Origin of the sequence: Geodermatophilus pulveris (genome assembly GCF_900188375.1) — a bacterium.
Taxonomy (GTDB): domain Bacteria; phylum Actinomycetota; class Actinomycetes; order Mycobacteriales; family Geodermatophilaceae; genus Geodermatophilus; species Geodermatophilus pulveris.
This window is the reverse complement of sequence record NZ_FZOO01000001.1, coordinates 356445-376456: the sequence shown is the minus strand read 5'-3', so window position 1 is coordinate 376456 and position 20012 is coordinate 356445. Positions and strand designations below refer to the sequence as shown.

The window sequence follows — 20012 nt, the reverse complement described above, 5'->3', positions numbered from 1 at the left end:
GAGGAGGAGCCCTCGGGTGAGCACGGTCCCGAAGACGCCGGCGCGCCGGCGCGGTGGCCGTCCCCTGCCCGAGGCCGCGGCCGCCCTCGCCGTCGGCCTGGCGGTCGCCGTCCTGGCGACCGTCCCGTTCCTGCAGCGGCACGACTTCTACTACGGCGGCGACAACCCGCAGTCCTTCGTCCCGCTGTGGCACCACTTCGGCGGGCAGCTGCGCAGCGGGCAGTGGCCGCCGATGGACCCGGCGGGCTGGACCGGCGGCAACTACGCCGCCGAGGGCACCTACGCGCTGTGGAACCCGGTGCAGCTGGCCGACTACGTCCTGGTCTCGCTGTTCGACGACCTGGCCGCGGCCGCGGCCCTGGTCCAGGTCCAGTTCCTGGCCCTGCTCGGCACGGGCGCGTACCTGCTGTTCCGCGAGTACGGCGCCGACCGGCTCGCCGCGGCCGTGGTCGCCACCGCCGTCCCGGTCACCGGCTTCACGCTGTTCTACGAGGCCAACGGCTGGCCGGCCGGGCTCATGGCGTTCACCTGGGTGACCTGGTTCTGGTGGGCCGCGCGCCGGCAGTCCCGCGGGCACCTCGCGCCCGTCGTCACGTTCGCCCTCGGCACCCTCGCCATGACCACCGGCAACCCGTACGCGGCGCTGGGCATGATCGTCGTCCTGGCCGGCATCGCCGCCGAGCTCGCCGGGCGGCGGGACTGGCGGGCGCTGGGCGGCCTCGTCCTCACCGGCGGCTGCGTCGGCGCGACGGCGGCCCTGGTGTTCCTGCCCCTGGCCGCCACGCTGCCGGTGACCGACCGGCAGCAGACCGCGATGCTGGCCAACGACACGTTCCTGGTCCCGCAGCTGGGCGACCTGCTGGCCTCCAGCGCGCCGACGTACCTGCCGGCGATCCTCAACTTCGGCGGGGCGCTGCTGGAGCGCTCGCCGTCGACCTACGCCATCTGGTTCGCCCTGCCGCTGCTGCCCTGGGTGGCCTGGCGCGGGCTGCGCCGCCCGGACCGCCGGCTCACCAGCGTGGCCGTCGTCGCCGTCGTGTTCGCGGCGCTGACCGTCGGGCCGTCGAACCTGTGGCTGTTCCGCTGGCCCATCCGCCTGGTCGAGTACCTCTACCTGGCCCTGGCCGTCGTGCTGGCGCTGCTGCTCTCCTCCGGGCTGGCCACCGACGCCGTGCGCCGGCGGACCGTGGCGACGGTCGTCGTCGTGCTGGCCGGCGGGTACCTGTCCTTCGCGGTGCGCCCCGAGCTCGCGGGCATGCACGCGGTGGCCACGGCCGGCGTGCTCGCCCTGGTGCTCCTGGCCCTCGCGGCGTACCGCCGCCGGGGCCGCACCGCGTGGGCGGCGGTCCTGGTCGCCGGCACCGTCCTCGTCGTCGGCTACCAGTCCGCCCTGCTGCCGGTCCGCGAGTCCGGCGCGGAGGACCTGGCCCGGCTGCCCAGCTCCATCGCAGAGGTGCGGGAGGTCTCGTCGGCGTACCGCGGGACGGTGCTGCAGCTGGCCGACCCGGAGACGCTGCGGACGGCGCCCGGCCGGTACACCGGGCACCTGCTGTTCGGCAACGAGACGCTGATGTCCGGCCGCGAGTCGATCGTGCGCTACAGCGGCATGGGGTTCGAGGAGTTCTACGCGGCCCTGTGCATGGGCTACCGCGGCCAGGTGTGCCCGGAGGCGCTGGACCGCGCCCTCGCACCGGTCGAGGGCACCGGCGTGCCGCTGGTGGACCTGCTGCGCGTGCAGACCCTGGTGCTCGACGCCCGGCTGTTCCCCGGGCCCGCCGCCGGGCCGCCACCGGCGGGGTGGTCGCTGGCGGTCCGCGACGGCCTGCGCACCGTCTGGGTCCGGGAACCGGTCGTGGGGTACGGCGGGCGGCTGTCCTGGGCCTCCCCGGGCGTCGAGGTGCTGGCCGACCGCAGCACGGCCACGAGGGAGTCGGTGACCGTGGACGCCGACGCCCCGGGCTCGCTGGTCTTCGCCCGGCTGGCCTGGCCCGGGTACCGCGCGACGCTGGACGGGGAGCCGGTCGAGGTGCGCGACGGCCCGGCCGGGCTGCTCTCCGTCGACGTGCCGGCCGGCCGGCACGACCTGGAGGTCCGCTTCACCTCACCCGGGCGGTCGGTGGGTCTCGCCGTCGCCGCCGTCGCGACCCTGCTCGTCCTCGGCCAGTCGGCCGCCTGGGTCGCCGTCCGGTGGCGGGGGCGGCGGCCGGCGGTCCCGCCGTCCCCCGCTGGGTCCGCCGGGCCGGCCGGGCCCGGCGCCGGCAGGGACGCGCGCGAGGACGCCGTCCCCGCGGGCACGTCCCGGCGATGACGCCCGCCGACCGGGTGCCGGTGACCGACGACGCCGGTGGTCCCCCGGCGCCGCCGACGGGGCCGGCCGCGCCGGGCCGCCGCCTGCCGGGTGCGCTGCTCACCTGGGGCCGCCGGCTGCTGGTCGCGGTGGTCGTCGCGTTCGCCGTGGTCGCCGTGGTCCGCGAGCGGGACGCGGTGTCGGCCACGCTGCGCGCGCTGCCCTGGCCGTACCTGGTGCTCGCCCTGGGCGCGGTGGCGGGCGGCGTGCTGCTGAGCCCGCTGGTCTGGCGGGCGGCACTGGACGCGATGGGTGTGCGCCTGGGCGCGGCCACCGCCGCCCGCATCTACCTGGTGGGCCAGCTCGGCAAGTACGTCCCCGGGTCGGTCGTGGCCTTCGTGCTGCAGATGGAGCTGGCCCGGGCCGCCGGGGTGTCCCGGGCCCGCGGGCTGACCGCGTCGCTGCTGACCGCGGGGGTCGCCGTCGTCACCTCGCTGGCCGCCGGCCTGCTCGCCGTCCCGGCGCTGGCCGGCAGCCGGCCCGGGCTGCTGTGGCTGTTCGCTCTGCTCCCGGTGGGCCTGGCCCTGCTGCACCCCGCGGCGCTGACGCCGCTGCTCGACCGGGTGCTGGCCCTGCTGCGCCAGGGTCCGCTGCCGCGGCGGCTGGCCGGCGGGGCGATCACCCGGGCCGTCGGGCTCAGCCTGCTGGTCGCCCTGTGCTACGGCGTGCACCTGTTCGTCCTCGTCGACGCCGTCCGCGAGCCGGGCCCGGTGGGCCGGCCGCTGCTGCTGCTCCTGTGCATCGGGACCATGGGGGTGGCGATGACCGCCGGCCTGGTCGCCTTCGTGCTGCCGTCGGGCATCGGGGCCCGCGAGCTGGTCGTCGTGGCCGCGCTGGCGGCGGTGCTCCCCTACGGGCAGGCGCTCGCCCTGGCCGTGGTGTCCCGCGTGCTGTTCACCGTCGTCGAGCTGGCCTCCGCCGGCGGGGCGACGCTGGCGGCCCGGCGCCGGGCGCGCGGCTGACCGGCCGGGGTCAGCGCAGGTTCGTCGTGCTCCGGTAGAGCAGTGCCGGGCCGCGGGCGGTGACCGGCTCCCCCGCCGGCACGAACGCCGAGCGCCCGCGCTCGAGCACCAGCTCGCCGTCGGCCGCCTCCAGCACCGCCCGGCCCTCGGTGCACAGCAGCACCTGCGGCCCCGCGGTGGTCAGGCTGCCGGTCCGGTCGTCCAGCTGCACCCGGGTCAGGTCGAAGTCCTCCACCGGCACCGGGTAGCGCAGCCCGCCGGGGCCGAGCACCGGGTGGATCACCGGGATCCGGCCGTCGGAGAAGTCGAGCACCTCGATGAGCGCGGCGAGGTCGACGTGCTTGCTGGTCAGCCCGCCGCGCAGCACGTTGTCCGAGCTGGCCATGACCTCGATGCCGGCGCCGCGGAGGTAGGCGTGCAGGTTGCCCGGCGGCAGGAACACCGCCTCGCCCGGGGCCAGCTTGAGGTGGTTGCACATCAGCGAGATCACCACGCCGGGGTCACCGGGATAGGACTCGGCCAGCGTGGCCGCCCAGCGGTAGGTGTTGATGAACTCCGGGTCCGCTGCCGCGACGAAGGAGGCGGCGCGGGTCGCGACCGCCTCGACCAGCGAGGTCCGGCGCCGGCCGGACAGGGCGATCAGCTGCGGGATGGCCGCCCGCAGCCCGCCCCGGGCCAGCGCGGCGATGGTCGGCTTGAGCTCGGGCAGCTGCAGCTTGGCCAGGCAGTGCAGCGACTCCTCGACCGGGCGGAAGCCGCACAGCGCCTCGAAGGTGGTCAGCGCGAGCAGCAGCTCGGGCTTGTGCCACGGGTCCTTGAAGGTCCGCGCCGGGTCGTCCTTGGGGATCCCGGCCGCCTCCTCGGCGGCGTAGCCGGCGGCGGCCTGCTCCATCGTGGGGTGCGCCTGCAGCGACAGCGGCCGATCGGCGGCGAGCACCTTGAGCAGGAAGGGCAGCCGCGGCCCGAAGCGGTCCACCACCGGCGCGCCCAGCAGCTGCTCGGGCTCCCCGGCGATCGCCCGGTCCAGCGGACGGCCGTCGGCCAGCTCGCTCGGCTCGTCCGGGTGCGCGCCCATCCACAGCTCGGCGTGCGGCTGGGCGGCCGGGCTGGGCTGGCCGAGCAGCTCGGGGATGACCGTGCGGCTCCCCCACGGGTAGAACCGGACGGCGCTGGTGAGGGGCCACATCAGCGCAGAGGCTACTGGCCGGGACGGGTCGCCGGGGCTGGTACTGACCACAGCACCGCCACCTCCGACATCCGGGGCAGCCCGCCGTCGCCGTGTCACCTGCGGCCCGCTCACGCCGGTGCCGACCGCTCGGCGTCCAGGGCCAGCGCGAGGTAGGCGGCGGTGAAGTCCGCGACGGCCAGCTGGCGGGCCAGGCGGGGCAGCCGGCCGTAGCGCTGCGGGTCCCCGTGCTCGGCCAGCCCGCTCACCGGCACGTTCGCCGCCGCTGCGCTGCGCAGCGCCTCGGACAGGGCCTCGCGCGCCGACCGGGGCTCGCGCTCCCCCGCCCCGTCGTGCTCCCCGGCGTCGGGGTCCCGGATGGTGATCAGCCGCAGCCGGCGGCCGGCGTCGTCGGCGCGGTCGCGGAAGAAGTCGTCGGCCCCGCCCTGGGGCGCCAGCGGCCCGCGCAGGACGGCGCAGGCGGCCACCCGCTGGTCGGGCATCCGGAAGGTGGTGACCGGCAGCCCGGCCAGCGTCGCGAGCTGGTCGGCGATCCGGGCGGCCGCGGTGCCGGCCAGCGGCCCCTCGGCGGTGATCAGCGGCAGCGCGTCGAGCAGCTCCAGGGCCAGCGTCTTGGCCGGGTTGACGAAGGACTCCCGGGTCGGCCCGCACTCGGTGGCCACCTCGTCGAGGGCCGCGGCGATCGCCTCCAGGTCTCCCGCGTCCTCCGACAGCAGGTCCAGGCCGACGCCGAGCTGCAGCAGCGGGGTGAGCAGCGACCACAGCGTGGTGTGCCGCACCCGGGAGCGCGGCAGCGGGACGTAGGGGGCTCGGGCGGTGGAGCACGCCGCGCGCAGCGGGGCGTCCTCGGCGCCGATGCCCAGCAGCGTCACCCCGCGGCGGGCCGCCTCGTAGGCCGGGGTGACGGCGTAGCGGCCGGCGCCGGTGCGGGTGGCGACGACGGCGATGTCGCTGGGCCCGGTCCACACCGGCAGGTCCGGCCCCGGGACGACGTCCACGGTGACCGGGCTGGCCGGCCCCAGCAGCGCCCGCAGCACCTGCGCGGCCACCGCGCCCTCCCGGCGGGCCACGATGACCAGCCCGCGGGGGCGGCCGCCGGCGGTGACCCGCTCCAGGCCGGCCTCCCCGGTCAGCCGCGCGGTCTCCCGGACCTGCGCGCCGGCGCCGGCGACCGCGGGCAGCAGGCCGCGCGGGTCGCGGGCGCGCAGCAGCCCGAGGTCGTCGAGGACCTCCTCGGCGAGCTCCGGGGAGGTCACGCCTGCCCCCGGTGCCGGGCCTCGTCGAGCAGCAGCACGGGGATGCCGTCGCGCACGGGGAAGGCCCGGTCGCAGGTGGCGCACAGCAGCTCGCCCGCCGCCTCGTCCACCGTCAGCGGGCTGTGGTGCGTGTCGGGGCAGGCGAGGATCTCCAGCAGCACCGGGTCCAGGCCCAGCGGTCCCTGGCCGGTCGGGGCTCCCGTGGTCATGCGCGCACCATCTCCAGCACTCGGTCCCGCAGGGAGGTCATCCGCGCCTCGTCCGGCGCCTCGACGTTGAGCCGCAGCAGCGGCTCGGTGTTGCTGGCCCGCAGGTTGAACCACGAGCCGTCCGGCAGGTCGACGGTCAGCCCGTCCAGCTCGTCGAACGCCGCGCCCTCGGCCTCGAAGGCCTCCCGGACGGCGGCGGTGCGGCCGGCCGCGTCGGCCACCGTCGAGTTGACCTCGCCGGAGGCGGCGTACCGGGTGTAGCCGGCGGTCAGCTCCGACAGGGGCCGGCTCTGCTCGCCCAGCGCGGCCAGCACGTGCATGGCGGCGAGCATGCCGGTGTCGGCCCGCCAGAAGTCGCGGAAGTAGTAGTGCGCGGAGTGCTCCCCGCCGAAGACGGCGTCGGTGCGGGCCATCTCGGCCTTGATGAACGAGTGCCCGACCCGGGTGCGCACCGGGGTGCCGCCGTGCTCCCGGACGATCTCGGGCACCGCGCGGGAGGTGATGAGGTTGTGGATGACCGTCGTCCCCCGGCCGGTGGCCAGCTCGCGGACGGCGACCAGTGCGGTCACCGCCGAGGGGCTGACCGGCTCGCCGCGCTCGTCGACGACGAAGACCCGGTCGGCGTCGCCGTCGAAGGCCAGCCCGAGGTCGGCGCCGGTGCGGCGCACCTCGGCCTGCAGGTCGACCAGGTTGGCCGGGTCCAGGGGGTTGGCCTCGTGGTTCGGGAAGCTGCCGTCGAGCTCGAAGTACAGCGGGAGGACCTCCAGCGGCAGGCCGTCGAGGACCACCGGGACGGTGTGCCCGCCCATGCCGTTGCCGGCGTCGACGACCACCCGCAGCGGCCGGACGGTGGACAGGTCGACCAGCGAGCGCAGGTGGGCGCCGTACCCGGCGAGCAGGTCGCGCCCGCTGACCGACGCGGTCCGGTCCGGCACCCGGTCGTAGGCGTCGCGCTCGGCCCACGCCCGGATCGTGGCCAGCCCGGAGTCCTGGCCCACGGGCGTCGCGCCGGCCCGGCAGAGCTTGATGCCGTTGTAGCGGGCCGGGTTGTGGCTGGCGGTGAACATCGCGCCCGGCACGCCGAGCGAGCCGGAGGCGAAGTAGAGCAGGTCGGTGGAGCCGAGACCGGCTTCGAGGACGTCCAGGCCGCGGGACAGCACGCCCTCGGCGAAGGCCCGCGACAGGGGCACCGAGGAGTCGCGCATGTCGTGCGCGGTCACCACCGCCGCGGCGCCGCTCTCGGTGTGCACGAGCTCGGCGAAGGCCGCGCCGATCCGGCGGGCGACCGCCTCGTCCCACTCGTCCGGGACGACGCCGCGCACGTCGTAGGCCTTGATGATCGTGGACAGGTCCGGCACGCGGCGACCTTAGCGGTGCCCCCCTCCGGCTCGCCCGGAGCGGTCGGGGGACCGGACGCCCTCGCTCAGGAGAGGTCGGGCAGGACCCGCAGGTGGCCGCGCCGGGTGCCGCTGCCGTCGTCGGCGGGGTTGCGCGGCGGCTCGGGCCGGGCGGCCTCGCGGACGGCGTCGGCCAGGGCGAGCAGGTCGTCGCCGGTGGGGCCGGAGTCCTCGACGTCGATCTCGTGGCGGACGACCTCCCAGCCGCGCGGCACGGTCAGCCGCTCGCCGTGGAACTCGCAGAGGTCGTAGCTGTGCGGCTCCGAGAACGTCGCCAACGGGCCGACGACGGCGGTCGACTCCGCGTACACGTAGGTCAGGGTCGCCGCCGCCGGTTGCGCGCAGCCGCTGCGCGAGCAGCGACGTGACTGCCTCACCACCGGTTCCTCACGCACGGCACAGTAGCCGCGTCCCGGGGTCGTTGGCATCAGGCGCACCGCGTTTCGGTGCCGGTCCGCGGGCGGTGGTCCCATCCTGCACGACCGCCCCGTGGGCCCCGCCGTGCGGTCCCGCCCGCCGCGCACCGGACGCCCTCGATCCGCTGCGGCCGTACGCTCGCACCCGTCATGAGCCGACCCGCCCGATCCCGCCGCGACCGGCACGGCCGGGGGCTGCGGGGGCGCCTCGTCCCCGACGGCGTCCCCCTGGCCCGCAGCCGCGCCGAGCGGTTCGACGACCTCGTCCTGGACGCGGTGGAGGACCTCGAGCGGCGGTGGGAGAAGGAGCTGGCCGGCGTCGAGTTCGCCGTCGAGGACGTGCCGTGGGTGGAGCACACCACCCCCGACGAGGTGGTGCTCGACGCCGACGTGCTCGACGACGGCAGCGTGCCGCTGGCCCGCGTGCTGCCCGCACACCGGGACGGCACCCGGGAGGTGCCGCCGCGGATCGTCGTCTACCGGCGGCCGCTGGAGCTGCGCGCGCACGACCGCGACGACCTCGCCGATCTGGTGCGCGACGTCGTCGTCGACCAGGTCGCGGTGCTGCTGGGCCGCGACCCGGAGGAGATCGACCCCACCGGCTGAGGGAGGGCCCCGGCGTCGGCTGGGATGCTCTGCGGCGATGGACCCCTCCGTGCCGGCCGCCGTCCCCTGGCTGGTGCTGGTGCTGGCGCTGCTCGGGTCCGCGGGCCTGGCCGCGGCGGCGCTGGGCGGGGGCCGGCGCCCGTCCCCCGGCTCCGGCGCACCCGGGGAGCCGCGCCCGGTGCGCCCGGTACCACGGTGGCGGGACGACGACCTGCCCGGCTTCCTGGAGTCCCCGCCCGGCACGCCGCCCGCACCGGAGGCCCCGCCCGCCGCGGCCGAGGACGGTGCCCGGGTCGTCGAGGTCCCCGACGGCAGCCCCCGCGCCGTGGCCGGGATGGCCGCCGTGGCCCTGCTCCTGGTCGCCGCGCTGGCCGGGCTGTCCGCGGCCACCCGCGGGGACGGCGGCGCCGTGGCCGCCGGACCGGCACCCGGCACGGCGACGCCCGCGCCGGCCGGGCGGCCCACGCCGCCCGCCCCGCCGCCGGACCTGCCGGCCGTGCCGGCGGACCCGCTGCCCGGCGAGGGCGGCGCCGGGGTGCTGGCCGACCGGTCGGTGCCGCTCGGGGAGGACGGCGTGGTGGCCCGGCTGGCCTTCGGCGGCGTCGTCGTCGAGCGGCAGGCGGTGGGGACGACGGTGGCCTACCCGTCGGTGAGCGTCACCGCGGCCGGGGACGGCGCGACGGCGCTGGGGCACCTGCTGCTCCCCACCTGGAACTGCCTGGCCGCCGAGCCGCCGGTCGACCCAGCGGCCGCCGGCTGCGTGCGGTCGCGGACGGAGTACGCCGACCTGCCCTCACCGGCGCTCGCCGTGACCCGCGAGGGCCGGGACCTGCGGCTGGCCGGCCGGTTCCCGTCCTACACCCGTCCGATCGCCACCCCGCCGGCCTACACCGGGCGGGTCTACGACCTGGCGGTCACCGTCTCCCCCGCCGGGCCGGTCCGGGACGGGTGGGCGCCGGCCGCGGGCACGCTGTTCCTCGGTACCGACCGGGCCGCGAGCGTGGACGCGCCGGGCCTCAACGCCGTCCGGTACGCGGGGTGAGGGAACTCCCCCGGGGACACGACAGCCGCCGACGGGGTCCGTCGGCGGCTGCGGTGGCGAGGTGGTGTCACGCGGCGCTGCGTGCGCGGGTCGGCCCCTCCGTGGGGCCCCAGGGTGTCCGCTCAACCCGCGCGGCGGCGCAGGCGGCGGCGCTCCCGCTCGGACAGCCCGCCCCAGATGCCGAAGCGCTCGTCGTTGGCGAGCGCGAACTCCAGGCACTCGGCCTTGACCTCGCAGCCGGTGCAGATCTTCTTCGCCTCGCGGGTCGAGCCGCCCTTCTCGGGGAAGAACGCCTCGGGGTCGGTCTCGGCGCACAGCGCGCGCTCCTGCCAGGACTGCGCCTCGGCCTCCAGGCCGGCGCTCCACAGCCCGGCGACGTCCGGCGCTCCGGAGCCGTGGTCGGCGGTCCGCTCTGCCGCGCTGACGTAGTCGCTCAACCACGAGACCTCTGCCATGACGATGCGTCCCCTCTCGCTGCCGTCCCGATGTGCGTTCCACGGGACGTTCCCGGGCCGCTCGGCACTCGTTGACACCGCGGGAATTACACGCGTGTCGTTGCTGAGGCGTCAACTCCGCCGGGTGTAAGCGCCCGGCCCCACCCGCCCCTCCCGTCACGGTGCGTTCGTCACTTCTCGCTGCACACCTCGACACGCCCGGGTGACAGTGGACAACTGCCCATCGGGCACGATGAGTTTCGTGCACATCGTCGTCCTCGCCGGAGGTGTCGGCGGGGCGCGCTTCCTGGCCGGTCTCCGGGCGGCGGCGCCGGGCGCGCGGCTCACCGCCGTGGTCAACACCGGCGACGACGTGACGGTGCACGGGCTGCGGATCTGCCCGGACCTGGACACCGTCATGTACACCCTCGGCGGCGGCATCGACCCCGGGCGCGGGTGGGGCCGGGCCGGGGAGAGCTGGACGGTGCGCGAGGAGCTGGCCGCCTACGGGGCCGAGCCGACCTGGTTCGGGCTGGGCGACCGCGACCTGGCCACCCACCTGGTGCGCACCCGGATGCTGGACGCCGGCTACCCGCTGTCGCAGGTGACCGCGGCGCTGGCCGACCGGTGGCGGCCCGGCGTGGAGCTGCTGCCGATGAGCGACCAGCGGGTGGAGACCCACGTCGTGGTGGCCGACCCCGACGAGGAGGGGCGCCCGACCGGGCGGCAGCGGGCGGTCCACTTCCAGGAGTGGTGGGTGCGGCTGCGCGCCGAGCCGGAGGCCCGGGGCTTCGTGCAGGTCGGGGTGGACGCCGCGCGGCCGGCGCCCGGGGTGGCCGAGGCGCTCGCCACCGCCGACGCGGTGCTCGTGGCGCCGTCCAACCCGGTCGTCTCGGTGGGCACCATCCTCGGGGTGCCCGGGCTGCGCGAGGCGCTGCTGGCCACGCCCGGGCGGATCGTGGGCGTCTCGCCCATCGTGGCCGGGGCCGTGGTGCGCGGGATGGCCGACCGCTGCCTGCCGGTGCTCGGCGTGGAGGTCAGCGCGGAGGGCGTGGGCCGGCACTACGGCGCCCGCTCGGCCGGCGGGCTGCTGGACGCCTGGCTGGTGCACACCGGCGACGGCGCCGCCGTGCCCGGCGTCGACGTCCGCGCGGTCCCGCTGCTGATGTCCTCCCCCGGGACGACCGCGGCCCTGGCGCGGGCCGCGCTGGACGCCGCCGGTGCCTGACGAAGGGCCCCGTCCCTCGGGTTCCGTCTCGGTCCACCCCGTCCCCGGACTGCCGGAGTTCGCCCCCGGGGACGACCTGGCCGCCGCGGTCGCCGGGGCCGCGCCCTGGCTGGCCGACGGCGACGTCGTCGTCGTCACCTCCAAGGTGGTGTCCAAGGTCGAGGACCGGCTGGTGCCGGTCGCGCCCGGGGAGGACCGGGAGGCCGCCCGGCAGCGGGCGATCGACGCCGAGACCGTGCGGGTGGTGGCCCGCCGCGGTCCGCTGAGGATCGTGGAGACCCGGCAGGGCTGGGTGGTCGCCGCGGCCGGGATCGACGCCTCCAACGTGGCCGGCGACGCGCTGGTGCTGCTGCCCGAGGACGCCGACGCCTCCGCCCGGGCGCTGCGCGACCGGCTGCGCGAGCTGCTCGGCGTCACGGTCGCGGTCGTCGTCAGCGACACCTTCGGCCGCACCTGGCGCGACGGGCTCACCGACGTCGCCGTCGGCTCGGCCGGCGTCCCCGCGCTGGTCGACCTGCGCGGCGCCGTCGACGCGCACGGCAACCGGCTGGAGACCACGCAGGTGGCGCTCGTCGACGAGCTGGCCGCCGCCGCGGACCTGGTGAAGGGCAAGCTGGCCGGCATCCCGGTGGCCGTCGTCCGCGGCCTGCCGTTCGACCCGCCGGAGGACGACGCCGGCACCCGGCCGCTGGTCCGGCTGGGTCCCGGCGACCTGTTCCCCTACGGCAGCCGCGACCTGCTGGCCACCCGGGTGCCCGGCCGCGACCTGGTCCCCCGGCCCGGTGAGCTGGACGCCGTCGGCGCGGCGTTCCGCGTCGCGACGGCCGCGCTGCCGGAGTTCCCCGTGGTGCTGCGCTACGGCGGCGAGGGCGACGGCGTGGTCGACGTGCACCTGCCGGAGCGGGCCACCACCACCACGGCGCTCAACCTCGGGGCGCTGGTGGGCGCGGTGGTGGTGCAGCTGCACGCCGAGGGGTGGACGACCCGCTGGGAGCCGGTGGGCACCCCCGGCGGCACCTCACTCGTGGGGAGGTTGTGGCTCGGCTCGCCGGCTCCGTGAGCGGGCGCGCTGGGTAGCGTCGCCGATCATGCGCGGGATCATCCTGGCCGGGGGCACCGGCAGCCGCCTGTTCCCCATCACGCAGGCGGTCAGCAAGCAGCTGATGCCCGTCTACGACAAGCCGATGATCTACTACCCGCTGTCCACGCTGATGATGGCCGGCGTCCGCGAGGTGCTGGTCATCACCACCCCGGCCGACTCCGCCGCGTTCCGCGCGCTGCTGGGCGACGGCAGCCGGCTGGGCATGCGCATCGAGTACGCCGCCCAGCCGCGGCCCGAGGGGCTGGCCCAGGCCTTCGTCATCGGCGCGGACTTCGTCGGCGACTCCTCGGTGGCCCTCGTGCTGGGCGACAACATCTTCTACGGCGCGGGGCTGGGCACGGCGCTGGGCCGGCTGCCCGACCCCGACGGCGGGCACGTGTTCGCCTACCACGTGGCCAACCCGCAGGACTACGGCGTGGTGGAGTTCGACGCCGACGGGCGGGTGCTGTCCATCGAGGAGAAGCCGGCGGTGCCCAAGAGCTCCTACGCCGTCCCGGGGCTGTACTTCTACGAGTCGTCGGTGGTCGAGGTGGCCCGGGCCACCCGGCCCAGCGCCCGCGGCGAGCTGGAGATCACCGCCGTCAACGAGCACTACCTGCGCGAGGGCCGGCTCACCGTGACCGTGCTGGACCGCGGCACCGCCTGGCTGGACACCGGCACCTTCGCCTCGCTGCGGCAGGCCACCGAGTTCGTGTCCGTCGTCGAGGAGCGGCAGGGACTCAAGATCGGCTGCATCGAGGAGGTCGCCTGGCGGCAGGGCTGGCTGGACGACGACGGCCTGCGCCGCGCCGCCGAGCCGCTGGGCAAGAGCGGCTACGGCGACTACCTCCTGCGCCTGCTGGACGACCCCGTCATCTGAGCGCCGCGCCGCCCCGGGCACAGGAGGCAATGCCCACGCTCCGAGCACCAGGGACGCATGCACCGCCTCCTGTGCCGGGGGCGGCTCAGATGCGGCGGTGGTCGGTCGGGGCGTTCCGCGGGCCGCGCCGGGGCGGGCGGCTGCCACCGATGGCCAGCAGCCGGACGACGCGCTGCCGCTGCCCGCGCCAGGGTTCGAGCAGCTGCATCATGCCGTCGTCGTCGGTCCGCACGCCGGCCAGCGACCAGCCGACCAGGTTCTTCAGGTGGTAGTCGCCGTAGCTGACCGTGTCGGGGCAGCCGAAGACGCGCTGCACCACCTCGGCCGCCGTCCAGACGCCGACGCCGGGCACGGTGCGCAGCCGGCGCTGCAGGTCCCGGCAGTCGATCTCCTCGCCGGGCTCCAGCCGGGCGGCCACGGAGGCCACCGCGCGCAGCGCCCGGCGGCGGGCGCCGTCCAGCCCGCACCGGTGCCACTCCCAGTCGGTGACCGCCAGCACCCGCTGCGGGCTGGGCACCACCCGCATCGCCGCGGGCGCCGGGCCGGGGGCGGGGTCGCCGGCCAGCCGCAGCAGTGCGCGCCACACGCGGTGGGCCTCGACGACGGTCACCTTCTGCTCCAGGACGGCGGGCACCAGCGCGTCCCAGGTGCGCCCGGTGCGGCTCATCCGCAGCCACGGCGAGGCGCGGTGCACCCGGTCCAGCAGCGGGTGCCCGCCGGCCTCGAACTCCTCCGGCCGGTCGTCGGCGCCCAGCCAGGCCGGCACCGCCGCCCCGGCCCGCTCCGCACCCGGGCCCCAGGCGCGCACGTGCACCTCGCCGCCGCGGACGCTGACGTGCACGGTCGCCGGGCCGTCGGCGGTGGTGGCCGTGCGCCAGCAGCCGTCGTCGCGGTGCTGCAGGGCCGGGTCACCGGCGCTGCGCTGGTGCGGGTACAGGGTGCGGCGCAGGTCCAGCGGCCAGTGCGGCCGCCAGGTGTCGGTGAACGAGGGCGCGTCCAGCGTGGTGGTGCTCAGGTGGTGCTCCCCGGGGAAGAGGGACCGGCGATCGGCGGGGTCAGCGCGGCGCCATCCGCAGCGCGCCGTCCATCCGGATGACCTCGCCGTTGAGGTAGCCGTGCTCGACGACGTCCAGGGCGAGCTGGGCGAAGTCCTCCGGGCGGCCGAGGCGCCTCGGGAAGGGTATGCCCGCGGCGAGGTTGCGGCGGGCCTCCTCGGGCAGGCCGGCCAGCAGCGGCGTGTCCACCAGGCCGGGGGCGATGGTGCACACCCGCACGCCGATGCCGGCGAGGTCGCGCGCCGCGGGGAGGGTCAGGCCGACGATGCCGCCCTTGGACGCGGCGTAGGCCACCTGGCCGATCTGCCCGTCGTAGGCGGCGATGGAGGCGGTGTTCACGACGACGCCGCGCTCGCCGTCCTCCCCGGGCTCGGTGGCGGCCATCGCGGCGGCGGCCAGCCGCAGCACGTTGAACGTGCCGACCAGGTTCACCATGACGGTGCGCACGAACGGCTCCAGGTCGTGCGGGACGTCGCCCTTGCCCACCGTGCGCTGCGCCCAGCCGATGCCGGCGCAGTTGACCGCGATCCGCAGCGGCCGGTCCTTGCCCGTCGCGTCCGCCACCGCCGCCTGCACCGAGGCCTCGTCGGTGACGTCGGTGCGCGCGAAGGTGGTGGGCCCGCCCAGCTCGGCGGCGAGCGCGGCCCCCCGCTCCTCGTCCCGGTCCAGGACGGTCACGGCGGCCCCGCGGGCGGCCAGCGCCCGGACGGTGGCCGCACCCAGGCCGGAGGCCCCGCCGGAGACGACAGCGGCGACGTCGAAGCTCTTCACGCGGGCAGGCTAGCGACGCCGCTCAGCTGAACCTCGACCCGTGCCGCTCCTCGACGGCGGCCAGCAGCTGCTTGACCCGCTCGGCGTCGGCCACCGGGCACACCATGGTCACGTCCGCGGTGTGCACGACGACGCTGTCCCGCAGGCCGACCAGCGCCACCAGGTGGTCGGGGTCGTCGCTGAACACGATGTTGCCGGCGCTGTCGAGGGTGACCGCCAGGCCGGCGACGGCGTCCTCCCCCACCCGCTCCAGGGTCTGCGCCAGCGCCGGCCACGAGCCGACGTCGAGCCAGTCCGCGTCCAGGTCGGCCACCAGCACCCGGCCGGGCTCGGTGGCCGCCGGCTCCAGGACGGCGTGGTCGACGCTGATCCGCGGCAGCGTGGGGAACACCTCGGCGAGGACGGCGTCGCGCTGCGGCCCGGCCGGGACGGCGACGACGCGGGCCAGGCCCTCGGCGCTAGCCGGCAGGTGGTCGGCCAGCGCGTGCAGGACGGTGGCCGCGCGCCAGACGAACATCCCGGAGTTCCACAGGTACTGCCCCGAGGCGAGGTAGGCCTCGGCGGTGGCGCGGTCGGGCTTCTCGCGGAAGGACGCCGCCTCGGCCACTCCGGGCAGCCCGGTGGGGGCGCCGCGCCGCACGTAGCCGAAGCCGGTGGCCGGCGTGGTGGGCCGCACGCCGAGGGTGACCAGCGACCGCGGGCGCTCGGCGAGCGCGTCGTAGGCGGTGGTCAGCGCCGCGGCGAACCGCTCGACCGGCCGGATGACGTGGTCGGCACTGACCACGGCGAGCTCGGCGTCGGGGTCCACGTCGGCGACCAGCGCGGCGGCCAGGCCGACGGCGTTGGCGGTGTCGCGGGCGACCGGCTCGAGCACCAGCCGGTCGGCGCGCAGCCGGGGCAGCGCGGCGCGCACCTGCTCGCCGTAGCGGGCGGCGGTGCACACCCAGATCCGGTCGGCCGGCAGCACGGTCTCCAGCCGGGCGAACGCCTCGGCCAGCAGGCTGTGCGCGCCGCCGTCCGGGCCGGCCACGACGTCGATCAGCTGCTTGGGCCGGCCGCCCCGGGACAGCGGCCACAGCCGCGTGCCGGACCCGCCGGCCATGACCACCGCGTGCCGCACGTCAGTCCGTCCCCTGCGTGCGCGCCGCCCGGCCCACCCCGTCGGCGCGGCGCTGGAAGCGGGCCCCCGCGGCCACCCGCCCGCTCACGTAGGAGACGAGCATCCGGCCGCCCAGGCCGACCCGGAAGGCCCCTCGCAGGGGGGCGTGCCGGCGCAGCGGGTACTGCGCGGACAGGTAGCGCAGCGCGCTGGTGTGGTGCACCCGCTGCATGCGGTGCGGCTCCCGGCGCGTCGCGTGGCCGCCCTCGTGGGTGACCACGGCCGACGGCGCGTAGACGTGCAGCCAGCCGCGGCGGGACAGCCGCTGGGCGAGGTCGACGTCCTCGAAGTACATGAAGTAGCCGGGGTCGAAGCCGCCGACGGACCAGAAGGCGGCGACGTCGACGAGCAGGCAGGAGCCCGACAGCCAGCCGGCCGGCCGCTCCCGGGGCTCCTCCCGCTCCCGCCGGTACCGCGCCGTCCACGGGTTGCCCGGCCAGGCCCAGCCGAGCAGCGCGTGCCCCGCGCCGGTGGACAGCCGCGGCAGGTCGCGGGCGGAGGGGTAGAGCTCCCCGCCCGGCGTGCGGATCGCCGGGCCCACCGTGGCCGCGCGCGGCCACCGGGCGGCCACGGCCAGCAGCTCGTCGACCGAGCCGGGCTCGAACCACAGGTCGGGGTTGGCGACGACGGCGTACCCCTCGGTCAGCCCGGCCATCCCGGCGTTCACCGCCGCGCCGTAGCCGACGTTGCCGCCGGTGCGCAGCAGCCGCACGTGCGGGTGGCGGGCGGCGACCCGCTCCGGGACGCCGTCGGTGGAGCCGTTGTCGGCCAGCACCACCTCGACCGGCCGCGTGGCGGCCCCGGCGAGCGACTCGACGAAGCCCTCCAGGACCTCGCCCGGCGAGTACGTCACCGCCACCACGCGGAGGGGGGCGTCCGGCCGGGGTGCGCTCACGCGGGAGACCCTACGAGGCGCGTCCCGGCGCCGGCGGGCGCCCCACGGCACGCCGGCTGGGCTGCACGGGGCCGGTGTGACGAGGGGGACGGGCCCGTCACACGTCCACCTGCAACGCCCCGTTCACGCCGTCCCCCGCCGGTACAGTCGCCAGGCGTGACTCCCAGTCCTGATCTCGTCGTCGTCGGCTCCGGGTTCTTCGGCCTCACGGTCGCCGAGCGGGTCGCCACCCAGCTGGACAAGCGCGTGCTGGTCATCGACCGCCGCGACCACCTCGGGGGCAACGCCTACTCCGCGCCCGAGCCGGAGACCGGCATCGAGGTGCACGTCTACGGCGCCCACCTGTTCCACACGTCCAACGAGCGGGTCTGGCAGTACGTCAACCAGTTCACCGAGTTCACGACGTACCAGCACAAGGTCTACTCGACCTACCAGGGGCAGACCTACTCGCTGCCGATGAACCTGGCCACGCTCTGCCAGTTCTTCGGCCGCAGCTTCTCCCCCAGCGAGGCCCGGGCGCTGGTCGCCGAGCAGGCCGGCGAGATCGACACCGCCGAGGCCGCCAACCTCGAGGAGAAGGCGATCTCCCTGATCGGCCGCCCGCTGTACGAGGCGTTCATCCGCGGCTACACGAAGAAGCAGTGGCAGACCGAGCCCACCGAGCTGCCCGCCGCGGTGATCGCCCGCCTCCCGGTGCGCTACACGTTCGACAACCGGTACTTCAACGACACCTACGAGGGCCTGCCCAAGGACGGCTACACCGCGTGGCTGACGCGGATGGCCGACCACCCGAACATCGAGGTGCGGCTGCAGACGGACTACTTCGACGTCCGCGAGGACCTGCCGGCCGACGTCCCGACGGTGTTCACCGGGCCGATCGACAAGTACTTCGACTACCAGGCCGGCGAGCTCGGCTGGCGGACGCTGGACTTCGAGACCGAGGTCCTGCCCGTCGGGGACTTCCAGGGGACGTCGGTCATGAACTACGCCGACGAGGACGTGCCCTTCACCCGGATCCACGAGTTCCGGCACTTCCACCCCGAGCGGGACTACCCGACGGACAAGACCGTCGTCGTCCGCGAGTACTCCCGGTTCGCCGAGACCGGCGACGAGCCGTACTACCCGATCAACACGCCTGAGGACCGCGCCAAGCTGGAGCGCTACCGGGAGCTGGCCGCCAAGGAGGCCGCCGAGAAGCGGGTCCTGTTCGGCGGGCGGCTGGGCACCTACAAGTACCTCGACATGCACATGGCCATCGGCTCGGCGCTCACCATGTTCGAGAACCGCATCCGCCCCTTCTTCGACCAGGGCGGCTCGCTCGACGGCAGCCTCGACGACTGAGGAGGACCACCCCTCCCCCCGCGCCTCGCACGCTCGGCGCGGGGCCCTGAGGGGCGGCCGTTCCAGCGCTTCAGCCCGCGGGGGTGAACCGCTCCGCGCGGCCGGCGCGCACCAGGCGCAGCCAGTCCCGGAACCCGGGGAGGTCGCGGCGGGTGACGAGGAAGAACCAGCCGAACCGGACCAGCTCCAGCGGGAACAGCCAGCGCATGCCCGGCTGGCGCATCAGGTAGCCGCGGTTGCGGTAGGTGTAGAAGCGCTTCCACTCCGACTCGGGGTACTGCGCGCTCAGCCGCCCGCCGAGGATCGGCTTGAACTCGTCCCGGCCGTTGGGGTGCAGGTAGGTGGCGTGCAGCGCGGTGCCGAAGGGCAGCCCGGCGCGCACCAGCCGGCGGTGGATCTCCGTCTCGTCGCCGCGGGCGAACAGCCGCAGGTCCGGCACGCCGGTCTGGGCGAGCGTGGCCGCGGCGAACAGCGCGCCGTTGAACAGCGAGGCGTAGCCGGGCAGGAAGTCCTCGCCGCCGAGGCCGGCCCGGTCGCCCTTCCAGCGCAGGCCGGTGCGCACCGGGAAGGCGAAGCTGCCCGGCGCGTCGATGTCGGCGACCGCGGGTGACACCTCGGCCAGCCCGCGCGCCCGGGCCACCGACAGCAGGGTCGCCAGCACGTGCTCGTCGGCGGGCCGGCCGTCGTCGTCGGCGCACCACACCCAGTCCGCCCCGTCGGCGAGCGCGGTGAGCATGCCGAGGGCGAACCCGCCGGCGCCGCCGAGGTTGGCCTGGGAGAGCAGGTAGGTGTGCGGCAGCCCGCAGCTGCGCACGACCTCCTCGGCCGGCTGGTCCGGGCCGTTGTCGACGACGACGACGGAGTCCACCGGCCGGGTCTGCACCGCCAGGGCCTCCAGCGCCTGCGCGAGGGACTCCGGCCGGTGCCGGGTGACGATGACCGCGACGACCCGCTCGCCGTCCGGGTGGGGCGCCGCTGCGGACACTCAGCCCCCCGAGGGCGCGTGCTCGCGGCCCTTGTAGGCGTCGAGGACCTCGTCGAGCGGGCCCTGCTGGCGGATGGTGCCGTGCTCCATCCACAGCGCCGAGGTGCACAGCTGCTGGAGCAGGTCGTCGGAGTGCGACGCGAAGACGAGCAGCCCGGCGCGGTCCACGAGGTCCTTGAGCCGGCCCTTGGCCCGCTCGAGAAACGCGGCGTCGACCGCGCCGATGCCCTCGTCGAGCAGCAGGATCTCCGGGTCGATGCTGGTGACGACGCCGAGCGCCAGGCGCACCCGCATGCCGGTGGAGTAGGTGCGCAGCGGCATGTGCAGGAAGTTGCCGAGCTCGGTGAACTCGGCGATGTCGTCGACCCGGGCCTCCATCTGCTTGCGGCTCATGCCGAGGAACAGGCCGCGCACCAGGATGTTCTCCAGCCCGGAGATCTCCGGGTCCATCCCGACGCCGAGGTCGAACACCGGGGCGACCCGGCCGTTGACCAGGGCCTGCCCGCGGGTCGGCTCGTAGATGCCCGACAGCAGCCGCAGCAGCGTGGACTTGCCCGCCCCGTTGTGGCCGACCAGCGCCAGCCGGTCGCCGTCGCGCAGGTGCAGGTCGATGCCGCGCAGCGCCTCGATCACCACGACCTTGCGGGTGTTGGCGGCCACGTTGCCGCCCACCACGCCCAGCACGGTGTGCTTGAGGGACCGCGACTTCGCGTCGAAGATCGGGAAGTCGACGCAGGCGTCGTGGACGTCGATGCTGACCAT

Annotated in this window: 20 protein-coding genes; 8 read left to right on the top strand and 12 right to left on the bottom strand. The window is 76.2% G+C overall.

The genetic code is table 11. The features are described from left to right. Positions 1–16: 16 nt before the first annotated feature. On the top strand, positions 17–2308 hold the full coding sequence (locus CHB98_RS01880) for a hypothetical protein (protein ID WP_179224082.1): 2292 nt from the start codon (positions 17–19) through the stop codon (positions 2306–2308). Next, positions 2305–3309, top strand: a complete 1005-nt coding sequence (locus CHB98_RS01875; protein ID WP_143424913.1) for a lysylphosphatidylglycerol synthase domain-containing protein — start codon at positions 2305–2307, stop codon at positions 3307–3309. The genes CHB98_RS01880 and CHB98_RS01875 overlap by 4 nt, the downstream gene beginning before the upstream one ends. A gap of 10 nt (positions 3310–3319) precedes the next feature. On the opposite strand, the gene manA is transcribed toward CHB98_RS01875, so the two are convergent. The 5 genes from manA to CHB98_RS01850 form a co-directional block, all read right to left on the bottom strand. Beyond that, positions 3320–4495 (bottom strand): mannose-6-phosphate isomerase, class I, encoded by a 1176-nt coding sequence (manA, locus tag CHB98_RS01870; RefSeq protein ID WP_089303895.1) that lies wholly within the window; start codon positions 4493–4495, stop codon positions 3320–3322. Positions 4496–4605: 110 nt separating this feature from the next. After that, positions 4606–5751, bottom strand: a complete 1146-nt coding sequence (locus CHB98_RS01865; RefSeq protein WP_089303894.1) for an SIS domain-containing protein — start codon at positions 5749–5751, stop codon at positions 4606–4608. Continuing rightward, positions 5748–5960: a Trm112 family protein gene (locus CHB98_RS01860; RefSeq protein ID WP_089303893.1), complete on the bottom strand. Its 213-nt coding sequence runs from the start codon at positions 5958–5960 to the stop codon at positions 5748–5750. Before CHB98_RS01860 ends, CHB98_RS01865 begins: the two co-directional genes overlap by 4 nt. Continuing rightward, complete coding sequence (locus tag CHB98_RS01855; protein WP_089303892.1) at positions 5957–7318, bottom strand: phosphomannomutase/phosphoglucomutase; 1362 nt, start codon at positions 7316–7318, stop codon at positions 5957–5959. The genes CHB98_RS01860 and CHB98_RS01855 overlap by 4 nt, the downstream gene beginning before the upstream one ends. Positions 7319–7383: 65 nt before the next feature. Continuing rightward, on the bottom strand, positions 7384–7734 hold the full coding sequence (locus CHB98_RS01850) for a DUF3499 domain-containing protein (protein WP_089303891.1): 351 nt from the start codon (positions 7732–7734) through the stop codon (positions 7384–7386). Between the two features lie 189 nt (positions 7735–7923). Here CHB98_RS01850 and CHB98_RS01845 point away from each other — a divergent pair, with 189 nt between their 5' ends. Next, positions 7924–8379, top strand: coding sequence for a metallopeptidase family protein (locus CHB98_RS01845; protein ID WP_089303890.1), 456 nt, complete (start codon positions 7924–7926; stop codon positions 8377–8379). 37 nt (positions 8380–8416) lie between these two features. Then, positions 8417–9421: a hypothetical protein gene (locus tag CHB98_RS01840; protein ID WP_089303889.1), complete on the top strand. Its 1005-nt coding sequence runs from the start codon at positions 8417–8419 to the stop codon at positions 9419–9421. A gap of 122 nt (positions 9422–9543) precedes the next feature. Here the strand turns inward: CHB98_RS01840 and CHB98_RS01835 are convergent, their stop codons facing one another. Next, positions 9544–9876 carry a WhiB family transcriptional regulator gene (locus CHB98_RS01835; RefSeq protein ID WP_089303888.1) on the bottom strand — a complete coding sequence of 111 codons (333 nt, stop codon included), beginning with the start codon at positions 9874–9876 and terminating at the stop codon, positions 9544–9546. A 232-nt stretch (positions 9877–10108) separates the two neighbouring features. Between CHB98_RS01835 and cofD the strand changes: the two genes are divergently transcribed. Genes cofD through rfbA form a run of 3 tightly spaced genes read left to right on the top strand, consistent with a single transcriptional unit; the run spans position 10109 to position 13044 of the window. Beyond that, positions 10109–11083 (top strand): 2-phospho-L-lactate transferase, encoded by a 975-nt coding sequence (gene cofD, locus CHB98_RS01830; RefSeq protein ID WP_245820851.1) that lies wholly within the window; start codon positions 10109–10111, stop codon positions 11081–11083. After that, the gene (locus tag CHB98_RS01825; protein WP_089303886.1) at positions 11076–12143 is read left to right on the top strand and encodes a coenzyme F420-0:L-glutamate ligase; all 1068 of its coding nucleotides are present in this window, start codon (positions 11076–11078) and stop codon (positions 12141–12143) included. Before cofD ends, CHB98_RS01825 begins: the two co-directional genes overlap by 8 nt. Positions 12144–12171: 28 nt before the next feature. Further along, positions 12172–13044 (top strand): glucose-1-phosphate thymidylyltransferase RfbA, encoded by an 873-nt coding sequence (rfbA, locus tag CHB98_RS01820; RefSeq protein WP_089303885.1) that lies wholly within the window; start codon positions 12172–12174, stop codon positions 13042–13044. Between the two features lie 85 nt (positions 13045–13129). Here the strand turns inward: rfbA and CHB98_RS01815 are convergent, their stop codons facing one another. From CHB98_RS01815 to CHB98_RS01800, 4 genes are all read right to left on the bottom strand, one after another. Then, entirely contained in the window at positions 13130–13885 is a 756-nt protein-coding gene (locus tag CHB98_RS01815; protein WP_245820850.1) for a DNA-3-methyladenine glycosylase family protein, read from the bottom strand. A 214-nt stretch (positions 13886–14099) separates the two neighbouring features. Beyond that, positions 14100–14870: an SDR family NAD(P)-dependent oxidoreductase gene (locus tag CHB98_RS01810; protein ID WP_089303883.1), complete on the bottom strand. Its 771-nt coding sequence runs from the start codon at positions 14868–14870 to the stop codon at positions 14100–14102. Positions 14871–14892: 22 nt separating this feature from the next. Further along, positions 14893–15990: a mannose-1-phosphate guanylyltransferase gene (locus CHB98_RS01805; RefSeq protein ID WP_089303882.1), complete on the bottom strand. Its 1098-nt coding sequence runs from the start codon at positions 15988–15990 to the stop codon at positions 14893–14895. Position 15991: 1 nt separating this feature from the next. Beyond that, positions 15992–16924 carry a glycosyltransferase family 2 protein gene (locus CHB98_RS01800; protein ID WP_089303881.1) on the bottom strand — a complete coding sequence of 311 codons (933 nt, stop codon included), beginning with the start codon at positions 16922–16924 and terminating at the stop codon, positions 15992–15994. A gap of 156 nt (positions 16925–17080) precedes the next feature. Here CHB98_RS01800 and glf point away from each other — a divergent pair, with 156 nt between their 5' ends. Further along, the gene (glf, locus tag CHB98_RS01795) at positions 17081–18265 is read left to right on the top strand and encodes a UDP-galactopyranose mutase (protein WP_089303880.1); all 1185 of its coding nucleotides are present in this window, start codon (positions 17081–17083) and stop codon (positions 18263–18265) included. A gap of 70 nt (positions 18266–18335) precedes the next feature. On the opposite strand, the gene glfT1 is transcribed toward glf, so the two are convergent. Next, positions 18336–19250 (bottom strand): galactofuranosyltransferase GlfT1, encoded by a 915-nt coding sequence (gene glfT1, locus CHB98_RS01790; protein ID WP_089303879.1) that lies wholly within the window; start codon positions 19248–19250, stop codon positions 18336–18338. Further along, on the bottom strand, positions 19251–20012 hold the full coding sequence (gene wzt / locus CHB98_RS01785; RefSeq protein WP_089303878.1) for a galactan export ABC transporter ATP-binding subunit Wzt/RfbE: 762 nt from the start codon (positions 20010–20012) through the stop codon (positions 19251–19253).